Annotated in this window: 14 protein-coding genes; 9 read left to right on the plus strand and 5 right to left on the minus strand. The window is 73.1% G+C overall.

From position 1 onward, the window contains the following. The first annotated feature begins 33 nt into the window (after positions 1-33). Genes thiL through rsmD form a run of 4 tightly spaced genes read left to right on the plus strand, consistent with a single transcriptional unit; the run spans position 34 to position 4,913 of the window. Complete coding sequence (gene thiL / locus EAE32_RS06120) at positions 34-1,146, plus strand: thiamine-phosphate kinase (protein ID WP_121864466.1); 1,113 nt, start codon at positions 34-36, stop codon at positions 1,144-1,146. Beyond that, the gene (locus tag EAE32_RS06125) at positions 1,136-2,083 is read left to right on the plus strand and encodes a DAK2 domain-containing protein (protein ID WP_121864467.1); all 948 of its coding nucleotides are present in this window, start codon (positions 1,136-1,138) and stop codon (positions 2,081-2,083) included. Before thiL ends, EAE32_RS06125 begins: the two co-directional genes overlap by 11 nt. Further along, entirely contained in the window at positions 2,080-4,335 is a 2,256-nt protein-coding gene (locus tag EAE32_RS06130) for an ATP-dependent DNA helicase RecG (protein ID WP_243635602.1), read from the plus strand. Before EAE32_RS06125 ends, EAE32_RS06130 begins: the two co-directional genes overlap by 4 nt. Continuing rightward, positions 4,332-4,913: a 16S rRNA (guanine(966)-N(2))-methyltransferase RsmD gene (gene rsmD / locus EAE32_RS06135; protein ID WP_121864468.1), complete on the plus strand. Its 582-nt coding sequence runs from the start codon at positions 4,332-4,334 to the stop codon at positions 4,911-4,913. Before EAE32_RS06130 ends, rsmD begins: the two co-directional genes overlap by 4 nt. A gap of 25 nt (positions 4,914-4,938) precedes the next feature. Here the strand turns inward: rsmD and EAE32_RS06140 are convergent, their stop codons facing one another. Continuing rightward, positions 4,939-6,189 carry an aminotransferase class I/II-fold pyridoxal phosphate-dependent enzyme gene (locus EAE32_RS06140; protein ID WP_121864469.1) on the minus strand — a complete coding sequence of 417 codons (1,251 nt, stop codon included), beginning with the start codon at positions 6,187-6,189 and terminating at the stop codon, positions 4,939-4,941. Positions 6,190-6,239: 50 nt separating this feature from the next. Here EAE32_RS06140 and coaD point away from each other — a divergent pair, with 50 nt between their 5' ends. The 5 genes from coaD to mutM all read left to right on the plus strand — a co-directional run bounded on the left by coaD (position 6,240) and on the right by mutM (position 9,229). Beyond that, the gene (gene coaD / locus EAE32_RS06145) at positions 6,240-6,710 is read left to right on the plus strand and encodes a pantetheine-phosphate adenylyltransferase (protein ID WP_121846811.1); all 471 of its coding nucleotides are present in this window, start codon (positions 6,240-6,242) and stop codon (positions 6,708-6,710) included. Positions 6,711-6,789: 79 nt separating this feature from the next. Further along, positions 6,790-7,383: a YceD family protein gene (locus EAE32_RS06150; RefSeq protein ID WP_121846810.1), complete on the plus strand. Its 594-nt coding sequence runs from the start codon at positions 6,790-6,792 to the stop codon at positions 7,381-7,383. Between the two features lie 2 nt (positions 7,384-7,385). Beyond that, on the plus strand, positions 7,386-7,589 hold the full coding sequence (gene rpmF, locus EAE32_RS06155; protein ID WP_012398114.1) for a 50S ribosomal protein L32: 204 nt from the start codon (positions 7,386-7,388) through the stop codon (positions 7,587-7,589). 1 nt (position 7,590) lies between these two features. Beyond that, on the plus strand, positions 7,591-8,295 hold the full coding sequence (gene rnc / locus EAE32_RS06160) for a ribonuclease III (protein ID WP_121864470.1): 705 nt from the start codon (positions 7,591-7,593) through the stop codon (positions 8,293-8,295). Between the two features lie 4 nt (positions 8,296-8,299). Next, complete coding sequence (gene mutM, locus EAE32_RS06165; RefSeq protein ID WP_121864471.1) at positions 8,300-9,229, plus strand: bifunctional DNA-formamidopyrimidine glycosylase/DNA-(apurinic or apyrimidinic site) lyase; 930 nt, start codon at positions 8,300-8,302, stop codon at positions 9,227-9,229. Positions 9,230-9,380: 151 nt separating this feature from the next. On the opposite strand, the gene EAE32_RS06170 is transcribed toward mutM, so the two are convergent. The 4 genes from EAE32_RS06170 to EAE32_RS06185 all read right to left on the minus strand — a co-directional run bounded on the left by EAE32_RS06170 (position 9,381) and on the right by EAE32_RS06185 (position 15,755). Then, positions 9,381-10,928, minus strand: coding sequence for an MFS transporter (locus EAE32_RS06170; RefSeq protein WP_121864817.1), 1,548 nt, complete (start codon positions 10,926-10,928; stop codon positions 9,381-9,383). A 2-nt stretch (positions 10,929-10,930) separates the two neighbouring features. Continuing rightward, positions 10,931-11,509 carry a TetR/AcrR family transcriptional regulator gene (locus EAE32_RS06175; protein WP_121864472.1) on the minus strand — a complete coding sequence of 193 codons (579 nt, stop codon included), beginning with the start codon at positions 11,507-11,509 and terminating at the stop codon, positions 10,931-10,933. Positions 11,510-11,682: 173 nt separating this feature from the next. Beyond that, the gene (locus tag EAE32_RS06180) at positions 11,683-13,017 is read right to left on the minus strand and encodes an NAD-dependent epimerase/dehydratase family protein (RefSeq protein WP_121864473.1); all 1,335 of its coding nucleotides are present in this window, start codon (positions 13,015-13,017) and stop codon (positions 11,683-11,685) included. Further along, positions 13,014-15,755 (minus strand): alpha/beta fold hydrolase, encoded by a 2,742-nt coding sequence (locus EAE32_RS06185; protein WP_243635603.1) that lies wholly within the window; start codon positions 15,753-15,755, stop codon positions 13,014-13,016. The genes EAE32_RS06180 and EAE32_RS06185 overlap by 4 nt, the downstream gene beginning before the upstream one ends. Between the last annotated feature and the right edge of the window lie 9 nt (positions 15,756-15,764).

Raw genomic sequence — 15,764 nt, forward strand, 5'->3', positions numbered from 1 at the left:
CGGGGGGTCGGAGCGGGTGGCTAGGGTGCTGGTATGACGCATGAGCACGCTGCCCCGGAGGGGCCCACGGTGTCCCAGCTCGGCGAGGGGCAGCTGCTGGACGCCTTCCTCCCCGTGGCCACCACCGAGGGCCCGCACGTCCTGGTGGGGCCGGGGGACGACTGCGCTGTGGTCGCGGCCCCGGGAGGAAGCGTGGTGCTCACCACGGACACCCTGACCCTCGGACAGGACTTCCTCACCATGTGGCCCAGCGGCCGCCGCACCACGGGGGCGGACCTGGGCCGCAAGTGCGCCGCCCAGAACCTCGCGGACGTCGCGGGGACGGGAGCGGTGCCCACGGCCGTCGTCGTGTCCCTCACCCTCCCCGGAAACACGCCCGTGCAGTGGGTGACGGACTTCGCGGAGGGGCTCTCACGGGCGTTCGAGGAGCTCGGGGCCACGGAGTGCGCCCTGGTGGGAGGCGACCTCGGCAGGGGGGAGGAGCTGTCCGTCACCGCGACCGTCACGGGCCGCTGCGTGACGGCTCCCGTGCTGCGCAGCGGTGCCCCGGCGGGCGGGGTGCTCGTGCACGCGGGGGTGCTGGGGCACGCGGCCGCCGGGCTGGAGGCCCTGCAGTGCCCCGTCCCCGGCGCGTGGGACGCCGTCCCGGCGCAGCTGCGGGACGCCCTGGAATCGGCCCAGCTGCGGCCCCGCCCGCCCGTGACGACCGGTCCGGCGCTCGCCCGGGCGGGGGCACTGGCCATGATGGACGTCTCCGACGGGCTGCTGCGGGACGCCGGGCGGATCGCACGCGCCAGTGGCCTGCACATCGACCTGGAACCCCGTGCCCTGGAGCCCCACGTGAACAGCCTCGCCCCCGCGGGTGAGGCAGTGGGAGGGGACCCGTGGCAGTGGGTGCTCACGGGCGGTGAGGACCACGGTCTGCTGGCGGTCCTGCCTGTGGATTCCCGGCTGCCTCCCGGGGTCCGTGCGATAGGCTCATGTGCGCCCGCGGCCCCCGGGACAGTGGTCCCGGGCAGTGGGGCGAACCCCGGGGAGAGCTCCCGGCGGGACCCCGTGGGGCCCGCCGTGACCATCGGCGGGCGCACCTCCCAGCAGTGGTTCGGCCGCGACGTCGTCGAAGGATGGGATCACTTTGAGCCATAAGCCCGGCTCCTCCACCACCGAAGTCCGCGCGTGGCTGCACGCCGCCCACCGGGGCCTGTGCGAGCACGCGGACGTGCTCGACAACCTCAACGTCTTCCCCGTGGCGGATGCGGACACCGGGGCGAACCTGAGCGTGACCGTGGGCTACGCCGCGGAGGCCGCCGACCTGATCGAGGGCAAGGACGTGGGCGAGCTGCTCACCTACGCCGGCCAGGCCGCGCTCGAGCAGGCCCGCGGCAACTCCGGTGTGCTCGCCGCGGTCGCGCTTACGGCCATGGGCGGCGCCGTTCAGGGCAGCGTGCGGCTCACCGCCGCCCAGCTCAAGGACGCGTTCACGGCGGCGCAGGTCCGCTGCTCCTCCGCGCTCACCGACCCCGTGCCCGGGACCCTGATCTCGGTGCTGCAGGCCGCGGGCGAGACCCCCGTTCCGGAGACCGCGGCGGAGGGCTCCAACCAGCAGCTGGTGGACTGGCTGGACCTGGTGCTCGCCGCGTGCACCCGTGCCGTGATCGACACCGTGGGCCAGCTGCCCGTGCTCGCCGAGCGGGGCACGGTGGACTCCGGGGCCCTGGGAATGCTCGTGCTCCTCACGGCCCTGCGCGCCGAGCTGGGAGGTTCCGAGAACTTCGTGGACCCCGTGCCGGACGTGATCCGCCACCACACGCACCCGGTGGGCCAGAGCGCGGACGAGCTCCAGGAAGGCTACGAGGTCATGGGCACCATGGACCTCTCCGCACTGGACGCCGCAGAGCTGCGCCACGAGCTGGACGACGCCGGCAGCAGCGTGATCGTGAGCGCGGTGGGCGAGCACGAGGAGGGCTACACGTGGCGCGTCCACGTGCACGTCACGGACCCGGGCACCGCCCTGGACCTCATGCGCGCCCGCGGCAAGGCCCGCAACGTGACGGTGACCACACTCGCGGCGGAGCCCCGGTGACCGAGGGGGAGGAGACGGTGCTCGTCACCGCCTTCGCGGGCCTGCTGGACCAGCCCCTCACACGCTACGTCCCCGGCACCTCGCCGCACTCCACGGTGGCGCTGCTGGGCAAGGAGCTGGGGATCACCACGGTGGGCCAGCTGCTGGACCACGCCCCGCGGCGCTACATCCGGCGGGGCAGGATCCAGGCGCTCACGGACCTCGTGGCGGGGGAGCGCACCTCGTTCGTCGCCCGGGTGGAGTCCTCCAGCACACGGCGGATGCGCAGCGACCCGCGGCGCAGCCTCACGGACGTGGTGGTGACCGACGACTCCGGCGCGCAGCTGAAGATCACGTTCTTCAACGCGTACTCCGCCCAGAAGGACCTGCCCGTGGGATCGCTCGCCCTGTTCACCGGCAAGCCGGGGCTCTACCGCGGTGAGCTCGCGATGACCGGCGCGGACTACGCGCCCGTGGAGACCCCCGAGTCCGTCGCCGGCAGCACGTCCGAGTCCGGTGAGCTGCTCCCCATCCCGGTCTACCCGGAGGCCGGCAAGCTCACCACACCTCGCATCGCCAAGGTGGTCCATCAGCTGCTGCTCACGGCGGACCTGGACTCCCTGGATGACCCGCTGGCCCCCGAGCTGCTCGCCGCGGAGCGTCTGCCGCCGCTGGGCCAGGCGTACCGGGACCTGCACCGCCCGGAGACGGTGGAGGCGTGCGAGGCCGCTCGCCGCCGGTTCCGGTTCCAGGAGGCGTTCGTCCTGCAGAGCGAGCTGATGCGTCGCCGGGCCGAGCACTCCACGCACCCCGTGGACCCACGCCCGCTCCGGGCCGACGGCCTGCTCGCACGCTTCGACGAGCTCCTGCCGTTCGAGCTCACGGCCGGGCAGCGGGACGTAGGTGAGCAGATCGCCGCGGAGCTCTCGGGCACCTCGCCCATGAACCGCCTGCTGCAGGGGGACGTGGGCTCCGGGAAGACCGTGGTGGCGCTGCGGGCCATGCTCCAGGTGGTGGACAGCGGCGCCCAGGCAGCGATGCTCGCGCCCACGGAGGTGCTCGCCACGCAGCACCACGAGAAGATCACCGCCCTGCTGGGTCCCCTCGCCGCTCCGGGGCAGCTCGGCGGTGACCCCCGGGCCACCGGGGTCACCCTGCTCACGGGCAGCATGTCCGCGGCCGCGCGGCGTCGTGCGCTGCTGGACATTGCGAGCGGTGCGGCGGGGATCGTGGTGGGCACCCATGCCCTGATCCAGGAGACGGTGCAGTTCGCGGAGCTGGGCCTGGCCGTGGTGGACGAGCAGCACCGCTTCGGCGTGGAGCAGCGCGACGCCCTGCGGGACAAGGCCGGGCAGGTGCCGCACACCCTCGTGATGACCGCCACCCCCATTCCGCGCACCGTGGCGATGACCGTGTTCGGGGACCTGGACGTGAGCACCCTGCGCGAGCTGCCGGGCGGACGGCGTCCCATCGACACGTTCGTCGTGGGCCTCGCGGAGCACGGCCCCGCGTGGGAGAACCGCGTGTGGGCGCTCGCCGCGGAGCACGTGGCGCAGGGCCGCCAGGTCTACGTGGTGGCCCCCAAGATCGGCGACGACGCCGCCCTGCCGCCCTTCACCTCGCTGCGCGCCTCCCTGGAGGCCCAGCAGGACGAGCCGGAACCCGCCACCGTCACGTGGTTGCACGAGCTCGTGGCCGCGCGCCCCGAGCTGCGAGGTGCCCGGGTGTCCCTGCTGCACGGACGCCAGGACACGCAGACCAAGGCGGACACCATGGCCGCGTTCGACACCGGGGAGATCGACGTGCTGGTCTCCACTACCGTGGTGGAGGTGGGCGTGGACGTCCCCAACGCCACGCTCATGGTGGTGGTGGACCCCGAGCGCTTCGGCATCTCGCAGCTGCACCAGTTGCGGGGCCGGATCGGGCGTGGCGAGCACGCGAGCACCTGTCTGCTGGTGACCCGGCTGCCCCCGGAGCACCCGGCGCGCGCCCGGCTGGACGCGGTGGCCGCCACCACGGACGGCTTCGAGCTCGCGGAGGCGGACCTGCGGCTGCGCAAGGAGGGCGACATCCTGGGGGCCTCCCAGTCCGGTGGACGCTCAGGGCTGCGCTGGGTGGGTGTGCTGCGGGACGAGGAGCTCGTGGCGCGGGCCCGTGCAGCCGCGGAGGACGTGGTCCGGGAGGATCCCGAGCTCTCGGCCCACCCGGTGCTGCGGGCGAGCATCGAGCGGGTGCTGGACGAGGACCGACAAGCATTTCTGGAGCGAGGATGACACGGATCATTGCCGGACGGGCCGGGGGGCTGCGGCTGAAGTCCGTCCCGGGCTCCGCCACCCGGCCCACCACGGACCGGGTCAAGGAGTCCCTGTTCGGGCGTCTGGACGCGTGGGGCATGTGCCAGGACGCGCGCGTGCTGGACCTCTTCGCGGGCTCGGGCGCGCTCGGCCTGGAGGCGGCCAGTCGGGGCGCCGCCGTCGTGACGCTCGTGGAGAAGGCGGCCACGGCCGCGAAGGTGTGCCGGGAGAACGCGGCGCTGCTGGCGGCGTCGTGCCCGGAGACGAAGCTCACCACCGTCCACTCCGGCGTGGCCGGGTACCTGGGGCGGGCCCCGTTCCACCGCTGGGACCTCGTACTTGCGGACCCGCCCTACCCCCTGGAGAACGCCGAGCTCACGCGCCTGCTCTCACTGCTCGTGGGGCGGCTGGGACCCGGGGGCGTGATCGCGGTGGAACGCGCTGCCCGCACCGAGGAGCCCGTCTGGCCGGAGGGGCTGCGCCGTTTCGAGACCAGCGTCCACGGGGAGACCGTGCTGTGGTTCCTCGAGGCGGACGAGGAGACGGCGGCGGACTGACGCCACTCGGACCGCTGCGCCGGGTTCAGACCGCGGCGGCCAGCCCCGCCATCGCAGCCCGCAGCACCTCGGTGCGCTTGCAGAACGCGAGGCGCAGCCAGTCGGCGTAGAGCCCCTGGTTCGCGGGGCTCGCGAACGCGGACACGGGGATGCCCACCACACCCGCGGTCTGCGCCCAGTGCTGGGCGAGCCCGGCGGCGTCGTCCACCCCTGCCAGTGCGTAGTGGTCGCTCACGTCCGCCACGGCGAAGAACGTGCCCTGCGGCGTCGGCGGGGTGAGGCCCGCCTCGCCCAGCCCTGCCACGAGGACGTCCCGGCGCTCGCGGTAGTCCGCGAGCATCCCGTCGAAGAACTCCCGGGGGAAGGCCAGGGCCTCCGCGACCGCGTGCTGCAGGGGTGCCGCGGCGCTGTGGGACAGGTACGTCTTGACGGCGACGACGCCCTGCACCAGGTCCCGGGGCCCGCTCACCCAGCCCACGCGCCATCCCGTGGCGGAGAACGTCTTGCCCGCCGAGGACACCGTGAGGGTGCGCTCGGCGGCGTCCGGCAGGGTGGCCAGAGGTTCGTGGGGGCCGTCGTAGCGCAGGTGCTCGTAGACCTCGTCCGTGACGATCACGGCGTCGTGCTCGGCGGCCAGCTCCACGAGCAGCTCCTTGAGCTCCCGGGAGGCCACGGTCCCGGTGGGGTTGTGGGGGTCGTTGAGCACCACGGCGCGGGTGCGGGGGGAGAAGGCCGCGCGGACGTCGTCGGGGTCCGGCACGAAGGCCGGCGGCAGCAGCGGCACGGGCACCGCGGTGGCGCCGGCGAACTCCACCACCGCGCCGTAGAGGTCGTAGCGCGGCTCGAACAGCACCACCTCGTCACCGGGCCGCAGCAGGGACAGCAGTGCGGCGGTGACGCCCTCGGTGGCCCCGGCGCAGACCGCGATCTGCCCGTCCGGATCGAGCTCCTGCCCGTAGCACGCACGCTGGTGCGTGGCGATGGCCTCGCGCAGTGCCGGGATCCCCACGATGGGCGCGTACTGGTGGTGGCCCGCGCCCAGGGCGGCCGCGGCGGCGTCGACCATCTCACGGGGCGGGGCGAAGTCCGGGAAGCCCTGGCCCAGGTTCACGGAGCCCGTGCGGCGGGCCAGGGCCGTCATCTCCTCGAAGACCGTGGAGCGCAGCCGGCCCGCCGGGTCCAGCAGGCCGCCACCGTTGGCCATGCGCTGCCACGGGGCGGGCGGGCGCTGTCCGGGGACGGCGGCGGAGGGCTGGGGCTGCGCGTTGCTGGTCATGGCCCCAGTGTAGGAACAGCCGCCCGGTGGCGTGCCACTAGGCTGTGGGCATGCGACGCGCCATCTGCCCGGGTTCCTTCGACCCCCTGCACCTCGGTCACTGCGCGGTCATCCACCGCGCCGCACGACTGTTCGACGAGGTGGTCGTCGCCGTGTCCACGAACCCGAACAAGACCCACCGCTTCAGCGAGCAGACGCGCATCGAGCTGGTGCGGGAGGTGTTCGCGGACGAGCCCGCGGTGGTCGTGGAGCCGCTCGAGTCCGGGCTGATCGCGGACTACGCCGAGCGCCGGGACGCGGTGGCCCTGGTCAAGGGGCTGCGCAACGGCGCGGACTACGACTACGAGCTGCCCATGGCCACCATGAACCGCTCACTCACCGGTGTGGAGACCGTGTTCCTGCCGGGGGAGCCCTCCCTGCTGCACGTCTCCTCGTCGCTCGTGATGGAGGTGGCGGCTCTGGGCGGGGACATCACCTCGTTCGTGCCGCAGCCGGTGCTGCGGGCGGTGCTCGCGCGCTGAGCGGCTCGCGCCGGGATGAACCGGGGCGCGCCCGCGTGCTAGGGTGTTCTGTCGGCCAGTGTCGTTAGCCAGGAGTTCCGTGAATCACCGCAACAGTTCAGCCCTCGCGTTCAACGTCAGGGAGCTGGAGCACCGCCCGGGGACCATGGACACCCTGGATGTCGAGGCGCCCGCACCGAAGGACTTCGGTACGGCGCTCATCGGTTCGCCCGAGGGCGCGCCCATGGAGCTGCAGCTGCGGCTGGAATCCGTCCACGACGGTATTCTGGTCTCCGGAACCGTGATCGTCAGTGTTCACGGGGAGTGCAGCAGATGCCTCGACCCCATTGACTACGAACTACCGGTCGACGTGCAAGAGCTTTTCGTCTTCGAACCGTCCCCGAAGGGTGACGAGAACGTCGAGGACGAGCAAGTGTATGAGGTGCGGGACGAGGAGATCGACCTCGAACCGATGCTTCGGGACGCAGTGATCACTCAGCTGCCGTTCCAACCGGTGTGCCGGGCCGACTGCCCGGGCCTGTGCGCCCAGTGCGGCGCACGGCTCGAGAACGATCCGGAGCACCACCACGACGTGAAGGACCCCCGCTGGTCCGCCCTCGCAGGGCTGATGACCGAGACGGATCAGGGCCCGGACACGTCGGAGCCGACAACCGACACGAGAGAAGAGAGATAGCCGTGGCTGTTCCCAAGCGGAAGATGTCCCGTGCGAATACCCGCATGCGCCGGTCCCAGTGGAAGGCTCAGGCCCCCAAACTGGTGAAGACCGTGGAGAACGGCAAGGTCAGCTACAGCCTGCCGCACCAGGCCAAGCTGGTCTCCGATTCCGCCGGCACCCCCTTGTTCTACGAGTACAAGGGACGCAAGGTCGCTGACGCGTAACGTGACTGCTGAGCCGGATCCCGGTGAGCTGCTGAAGCGTCTCGGTGTCGATCTCGACACCGGGACGCTTCGCATTGCGCTGACGCACCGCTCGTACGCGTACGAGCACCCGGGGGAGACCCACAACGAGCGGCTCGAGTTCCTGGGGGACGCCGTGCTGCAGCTCGCCGTGACGGACGAGATCTACCACCGGTACCCGGAATGGGACGAGGGTCGCCTCGCCAAGCTGCGGGCGTCCGTCGTCTCCGCCCGGGCACTCGCGGGCGTGGCCCGCTCCCTGGGCCTGGGCCCCCACATCCGTCTGGGCAAGGGCGAGGTCCGCACGCAGGGCAGCGACAAGGCCTCCATCCTCGCGGACACCACCGAGGCCGTGATCGGCGCCGTCTACGAGTCCCTGGGCCCCGTGCCGGCCCGGGACCTCGTGCTGCGCATGATGGTCCCGCTGCTGGAGGACACCAAGGTCCTGCACGAGGGGCGGGACTGGAAGACCCAGATCGTGGAGCTCGTGGCCCAGCACGGTCTGGGCACCGTGCGCTACACCGTGGAGGGCACCGGCCCGGACCACGCGCGCCACTTCACCGCGGACGCCGTGGTGGACGGGCGGGTGCTCGGCCACGGGGAGGGCCCCTCCAAGAAGGCCGCCGAGCGCGCCGCCGCGGCCGCCGCGTGCGAGGCCGTCGAGGCCCGCTTCCCGTCCGGGGGCTGAGCCCGTGCCCGAGCTGCCCGAGGTGGAAGTGGTGCGCCGCGGCGTCGAACGCTGGGTCGTCGGGCGCACCGTCGAGTCCGTGCAGGTCTTCGACGCCCGCTCCCTGCGCCGCCACACCGCGGGCGTCCTGGACTTCCAGGAGCGCCTGGCCGGGCTGACCGTGGACTCTGCACAGCGCCGCGGCAAGTTCCTCTGGCTCCCGCTGGTCGAGCGTCCCGGGACGGAGCCGTCCAGTGCGCTGCTCGTGCACCTGGGCATGAGCGGCCAGCTCCTGGTGGCCTTCGCAGACCAGCCGCAGCCGCGCCACGAGCGCATCCGCCTGGCGCTTTCTCCCTCCTACGACGACGCCGGTGCCGCGCTCCCGGAGCAGGCCCGGTTCGTGGACCAGCGGATCTTCGGCGGCATGCTCCTGGACCCCCTCGTGCCCAGCGCCGACGGCCACGGCACCGTGCCCGAGCACGCCGCGCACATTGCCCGCGACCCCCTGGACCCGCTCTTCGACGTGGCGGCCTTCCACGCCGCCCTGCGACGACGCCGCACGGGCCTCAAGCGCGCGCTGCTGGACCAGGGCCTGATCTCCGGGATCGGCAACATCTACGCGGACGAGGCCCTGTGGGCCGCCCGGCTGCACTGGGCCGCACCCACCGAGACCATGACCGCGCCCCGCACCCGCGAGCTCGTGGCGGCGTGCCAGGAGGTCATGCGCCGCGCGCTCGACGCGGGCGGCACGAGCTTCGACTCGCTGTACGTCAACGTGAACGGGGAGTCGGGGTACTTCGCACGCTCACTCAACGCCTACGGCCGGGCGGGGGAGCCGTGCCCGCGGTGCGCGGCGGCGGGAGCGGACGGTGTGATCGTGCGCGAGCACTTCGCCAACCGCTCCTCGTACCGCTGCTCGCGGTGCCAGAAGCGGCCGCGCCGGTACAGGGCCTAGCCGCGGGAGACTCTCCACGGCCCACGGCCCACGGCCCACGGCGCCTCCGGAGTGCGGGGGCGCGGTCGTGGCAGGTCTGGGGGACGACGCCGCTCCGGCACCGCGTGGCCCGCAGCGGTGCCGGAGCGGCCGTCCGGGGACCGTGGCGGTGTCAGTGGCCACCCCCGGCCACGGAGGTCCCGCGGGGCGTGAGGACGAAGACCAGCGCCGCGGCGGCCACCATCAGCACGCCTCCGGCGAGCCCCGCGACCTGCAACGACTCGGTGAACGCCTGCCCGGCCTGCCGTGCCAGCTCCGGCACCCCCAGTTCGGTGGCCGTGCCCATGGCGGCGCCGAGCGACTCGCGGGCCTGCGCGGCGGCGTCGGGATGTCGCTGCTGGAGCGAGGCGAACACGGCGGAGCCCGTGAGGCCGGCGCTGAAGACCAGCGCCGAGATGCTTCCCAGGATGGTCACCCCGAGCGTTCCGCCCAGCTCGTACGCGGTCTCCTCGAGCGCGCCGGCGTTGCCGGCCTTTTCCGGGGGAGAGCCGCCCATGATGAGTGCCGAGCCGATGGCGAGGGCGCCCATTCCCGCACCCACGAGGCAGAGCGCTGCCACGACCCCCGGAAGGGTCAGGTGCTCGGCGGTCCCGATGAGCAGCAGACCGGTGCCCGCGAGAGCGAGCCCCCCGGACAGCACCACCCGGGCGCCGACCCAGCGGCTCACGAGTGGTGCCGCGAGGGACGAGACCGCACCCACGACCACGATGGGAATGAGCTGCACCCCCGCCTCCACCGGGCTCGCGCCGTGCACGAGCTGCAGCCACTGTGCGACGAGCAGGAGTGCCGCTGTGAGCGAGAAGGTGGCGCTGAGGGCCGCGACGATCCCGGCACTGAACTGGCGGCCGCGGAAGAGCTGGACGTCGAGCAGCGGGGTCTCGCTGCGGATGTTGCGTGCGGTGAACCAGCCGAGGGCGACCACGGCGACGACCAGGGCGATCCACGCGGGTGCCGCGGCGGCGTCGGCGTCCTTGCCGAACTGCTTGAGCGACCACACGAGGAAGGACATTCCCACGAGCGAGAGGACCGCGGAGAGCCCGTCGAAGGGACCGAGGCCGCTCACGCGGGACTCGCGCAGCAGCAGCAGACCGCCCAGGGCGCTCAGGGCGATGAGAGGAACGTTGACCAGGAAGGCCGAGTGCCACGAGAAGTGCTCCAGCAGGAACCCGCCCACGAGCGGGCCTCCCACCGACCCCAGCCCGGAGGCCGCGGCCCAGACGCTCAGGGCCGTGGCCCGCTCCTTCGGATCGGTGAACACCACACGGATCAGGGACAGCGTGGTGGGCATGACCATGGCCCCGCCCACGCCGAGCAGTGCGCGGATGCCGATGACGGCGCCGGGGGAGTCCGCCACCAGGACCAGGAGGGACGCCGCCGCGAAGACCCCATAGCCGAGCATGAGCATGCGCTTGCGGCCCCACCGGTCCGCCACCGCCGCCACCGGGATGAGCAGGGCGGCGAGCACCAGGGAGTAGATGTCCACGATCCACAGCTGCTGGTCGGAGGACGGGTGCAGCTCGGCGGACATCGAGGGAAGCGCCATGTTCAGGATGGTCATGTCCATTGCAATGACGATCAGGCTGGCGCTGAGCACGGCCAGGGCACCCCAGCGCCGGCCACGGGACAGGGGTGCGGTCGAGGAAGTCGTCGGAGAGGTCATGGTCACTGGTCTTCCGTCCGGGAGGGGGTCATCAGGGCGCGGAGGGTGTGCTCCAGGCGGGCCGTGCCAGGAGCCCGCCCGGTGAGGGCCGAGTGGATGAGCGCGCCGTCCAGGTAGAACGCCACGGCCTCCGCCGCGTCGTCGGTGCAGTGGTCGGAGAGGATCTCCGTGAGCTGCTCCGTCCACCGCAGGGAGAGGTCGCGCAGCTGCTCGTCCTGGAACGGAGTCGTGACCATGGCCAGTGAGGCCCGTGCGTAGTGCGGCTCCAGCAGGTGCTCGTGCGCCAGTTCCGCCAGCCGCTGCGCGGGGTCTGCCGCCCGTGCCAGGTCGGCGGCAATGAGATCGAGGGCGTTCTCGGACTCGGCGGCCAGTCTCGACAGTGCCGACTCCCGCAGGGCGTCGATCGAGGGGAAGTGGCGCGTGATGGTCCCCAGGGGGATGCCGGTCTGCGCCGAGACGGCGCGGTGCGTGAGTGCGCCCGGCCCTCGGGCCACGGCGATCTCTGTGGCGGCCTCGAGAATCTCGCGACGACGCCGCTCGGGGTCCCGCGTCCGGGGTGCGCCCGGTGAGGGGGTGGACATGAGATCTCCTTTATGAACAAGTGTACGCGTACATTTGTACCGTATACATTTGGTCGAGCGCAACCACACCCTCAGCGCCACCGGCCGCACGGTGGGGCGAAGACGGAAGCGGCCCGGTCGTTCCTCCGCGGGGGAGGAACGACCGGGCCGCTTCCGGGGTAGCCCGTGGGGGCTCACTCGACCGAGCGCACGCTCTGCAGGTCCGTGGCCAGGTTGCTGTTCTCGCTGTCGGACGCCACGGAGGAGGCTTCCGCGCGGGCGCGCTGCTCGTCCGCGACGTCCTCCACACGGTCCAGGGAGACCGAGCCGGTGCGCCGGTGCGGGCGCGGGTGGTCCTGGTAGTACGCCGCGAGCCGGGAGAAGCCCTCGTCCAGGCTCACGGACGGGGTCCAGTCCAGCAGCTCACGGGTCTCGCGCTGGTCGAACCAGTGCGCCGTGGACAGCTGCTCCGCAAGGAACTCGGTCATGGGCGGCTCGCCGTCACCCTGGCGCAGCTTCGCGGGCAGGTGCGGCCACACGGTCTCGATGACCTTGCCGGCCAACCGGGCCACGCCGCCGGGGATCGAGCGGGTGGGGGCCTCGGACCCGGTGGCGCGGCACATCCGGGCGATCAGCTCGCCCACCGGCCGCGGCTCGCCGTTGGTGAGCACCAGGGCGCGCCCGTGCACCACGTCGATCCGCTCGAGCGCGCGCACGATGCCCTCGGACGCGTTGTCGATGTAGGTGGTGTCGATCATCGCCGCGCCGTGGTCCAGGTTGGGCATCCGCCCCGCGGCCGCACGGTCCGCCACGCGCTCCACGAGCTGCGTGTCACCCGGGCCCCACACGATGTGCGGGCGCACCGCCGCGACCTTGAGGTCCCGCTGGCCGTCCATGCCCAGGGCGAGCAGCTCGGCGGCGGCCTTGGAACGGGCGTAGTTGCCGCGCGCGGTCTCCGGGTTCGCCGGCTCGGCGCCCGCGCCCTCGATCGACACACCCGCGTGCGCCACGGACGGCGAGGACACGAACACCACGTTCTTCACCCCGGCGTTCTGCGCCTGGCACAGCAGCACGCGGGTGCCCGTGACGTTCACGCGCACGAACTCGTCCCAGTCGCCCGTGAAGGAGACCTTCGCGGCCAGGTGCACCACGTCGTCCACGCCGTCCAGGGCACGGGCCACGTCCTCGGGGTCGGTGATGGAGCCCAGCACCTCGTCCACACCCTTGCGCTCGGCCACCGCCACGTGGCCGCGCTGGAACACGCGCACACGCCAGTTGCGCGCGAGCAGGACGCGGGCGACGTCGCCGCCGAGCATCCCGGACGCGCCCGTCACCAGCACGGTGCGGCCCGCGCCGTCGAGCACGCCCTCCGTGGCCGTGGCACCGCCGCGCTCCGGATCCGCGATCCGTGCGGCACCGGGCACCCCGGCATCGTGCTCGGGGCGCGACGCCGCGGCATCGCCGTGCTGCTCGGGGGCGCGGTGTCGTCCGGCGCCGGGGCGGGAGGGGGAGGTGTTCTGCTCGCTCACAGTGCACTCAGCTTTCCGGTGGCCAGGGCGCGCTCGGCCCAGTCACTCAACTCGGCTCGGTCGATCTTGGAATTGTGGCGGATGTCCGTGGGCTGCTCGGGGATCACCAGCACCGCGCTGACCGGCACGCCGGTGGCGAAGTCCACGGTGGCGCGGATGCGCTCGCTCAGCTCGGCGTCCGCGAGGGCGGGCTTCGAGGCGGGGGGCTCGGTCTCGATCACGGCCACGGCGGACTGCGAGCCCGCGGGGCCCACGCCCACCACGGCCACACGACCCACGCCGGGCACGGTCTGCGCGGCGTGCTCCGCGGCCACCGAGGAGACAGGCCCGGAGGACATGGTGATCACGTGCGCGAGCCGGCCCTCGTACCAGAGCCGCTCCCGAGCGTCGAAGTGCCCGACGTCCCCGGTGCGGTGCCAGCCCGGGGTGAGGTCCGAGGCCCGTTCGGTGATCCACAGCCGGTCGTAGTGGTCCTTCGCGTGCGGGGCGCGGGCCACGATCTCGCCGGTGACACCCGGGGTGCTCACGATCTCGGAGGACACGGTGCCGTCCGCGCGCAGCGGCAGCACGCCCAGCTGGGCACCCTCCACGGGGGTGCCCACGCACACGCCGCGCCCTGCGCCGTCGACGCCGCGCTGGGCGTCCTCGCGCGCGGCGCGGATGACGTCCAGGCTCACGTCCGTGAGGGGCAGGGCCTCCGTCATGCCGTAGGGCGTGTGCAGCTCGGCGGCGGGCATGAGCTCCTGGAGCCGTGCGAGCAGCTCCTCGGGGATGGGAGCGCCCGCGGAGAGCATGAGGTCCACCCGGGCCAGGACATCCCGTTCGGCCGGGGAGAGCTCCGCCGCGGTGGCCAGCACGTTGGCGATGGCCGCGGGGGACGCGAACACGGCGCTCGCCCGGATGGCCATGGTGGCCTCCGCGAGGGCGCGTGCGGTGAGCGTCTTGGGGCTCGTGACGTCCATGTCCGGGGTCACCGAGGCGGCACCCAGGGCCGGTCCCAGCAGCGCGAAGGGCGCGAAGCCCGCCACGAGACCGGTTCCCGCGCGCAGCCCGTAGGTGTCACGGATGGTGTCCCGCATGCCCGCCATCTGGCGGTGGGTGTACACCACGCCCTTGGCCGGGCCCGTGGAGCCGGAGGTGAACAGCACGGCGGCCTCGGCGTCCGGGTCCACGGCGGGGATCTCGGCGGGGTCCACCGTGGTCACGGAGTCCATCAGCTCGGCCACGGTGTGGGACACGCCCAGCAGCTTCTTGGACACCGGGTCCATGGCGTCCGCGGCGATCCGCGTGCCGGGCCAGCCCAGGGCACGGGCGCCCACCAGCGCCTTGCGAATGCCGATGAACCAGCGGGGGGAGGAGCCGCGCAGGGCACGGGTGAGGCCCTTGCGCCCGAGCCCCTGGTCCGCCACCACGATCACGGCTCCGATGCGCAGGCACGCGTAGATCAGGGTGGTGAGCAGGGAGCCCGGGGGGACCATGAGGTTCACGCGGTCCCCCGGGCGCACGCCGGTGCGCAGCAGGGCCACGGCCAGCCGGTCCACGTCCGCGGACAGCTGCCGCCAGCTCACGCTGCGCTCCACGTTCAGGGACGGTGCGGAGCCGTCCACGGTCTGCGCCACGGGGCCCATGTCCACCACGGCGGGGGAGTCGTCGCGGCGGCGGGCGTCCAGCTCCGCGAAGAACGGGACGAACTCCCCGCGGCCGCGGGCACGCTGCTCCCGGTGGGAGGCCACGACGGGCTCCGCGTCCCCGACGTGCTCGTCCAGCCACGTGAGCAGCGGGGTGGCGATGTCCCGGGCCTCGGGCAGCAGGTGCTTGGCTCCCTCGAAGCGGTGCACGTCCGCGTGGGGTGCACGGCGCAGGAGGTCGTCCAGGTAGCGCTGCTGGAACACGGGGTCGCCCGTGCCCCACAGCAGCAGCGTGGGGACCTCACGGGCACTCATGCGCCCGGCGATCCGCTCGTACGCGGCGTGCGAGGGGTGCTCCTCGGGTGCGGGGATGTCCGCGACGAAGTGCTCGATGCCCTCGCGGCGCTCGCGGGAGGTGTAGGGCGCCTTGTACGCGCGCTTCACGGCCTTGGGCGGTGCGGGGTCGCACAGGGCGAGCGTGGTGTCCAGGAACGCGGTGGAGCCCGAGGTGAGCGGGGCGTGCACGGCCCGGTTCAGCGCGAGCCGCAGCGCGGAGGGAATGGGCTCGGCGTTGTCGTGGTGCACGGCGGTGTTGGTGAGCACGGTGGCCGCGTGGATCGCAGGGTGCTCCTGGGCCCAGCCCTGGGAGATCAGCCCGCCCCAGTCGTGGGCCAGGGTCACCACGGGCAGGCCCACGGTGTCGATGCCCAGCGCCGCGGTGAGGTCGCCGAGGTCCTGCACGCGGTCCGTGAGGCGGCGGAACAGCCCGGTGCGCTCGGAGAAGCCCATGTCCAGCTGGTCCACGGCCACCACGCGCCAGGGCCGCTCGGCCTCCTGCGCGGCCCGCAGCACGTCGCGCCAGAGGTAGGACCACGTGGGGTTGCCGTGCACGGCCAGCACGATGCCCTGCGGGGTGCGCCCGCTCGCGGCGATCGCGTCCCCGTTGTCCAGCACGTGCCAGCGCCGCCTGCGCCCGGCCACCGGCTCCACGGGAGCGGTGGAGGCCACCGTGAGCACGGTGGACCACGCCGGGTCCACGCCCGGCAGCGGGGTGTCCGTGAACGGCAGGCGGTCGGTGCCGCTGCGCTGGGGGGAGGTGCTGGCGGTCACGGGTGCTCC

Source organism: Kocuria tytonicola, assembly GCF_003687175.1.
In the GTDB taxonomy this organism is placed as follows: Bacteria; Actinomycetota; Actinomycetes; order Actinomycetales; family Micrococcaceae; genus Kocuria; species Kocuria tytonicola.

Coding starts and splice junctions, on each gene's coding strand:
- thiL (WP_121864466.1), top strand. CDS start 34: ATGACGCATGAGCACGCTGCCCCGGAGGGGCCCACGGTGTCCCAGCTC.
- rsmD (WP_121864468.1), top strand. CDS start 4,332: ATGACACGGATCATTGCCGGACGGGCCGGGGGGCTGCGGCTGAAGTCC.
- EAE32_RS06140 (WP_121864469.1), bottom strand. CDS start 6,189: ATGACCAGCAACGCGCAGCCCCAGCCCTCCGCCGCCGTCCCCGGACAG.
- coaD (WP_121846811.1), top strand. CDS start 6,240: ATGCGACGCGCCATCTGCCCGGGTTCCTTCGACCCCCTGCACCTCGGT.
- EAE32_RS06170 (WP_121864817.1), bottom strand. CDS start 10,928: ATGACCTCTCCGACGACTTCCTCGACCGCACCCCTGTCCCGTGGCCGG.
- EAE32_RS06175 (WP_121864472.1), bottom strand. CDS start 11,509: ATGTCCACCCCCTCACCGGGCGCACCCCGGACGCGGGACCCCGAGCGG.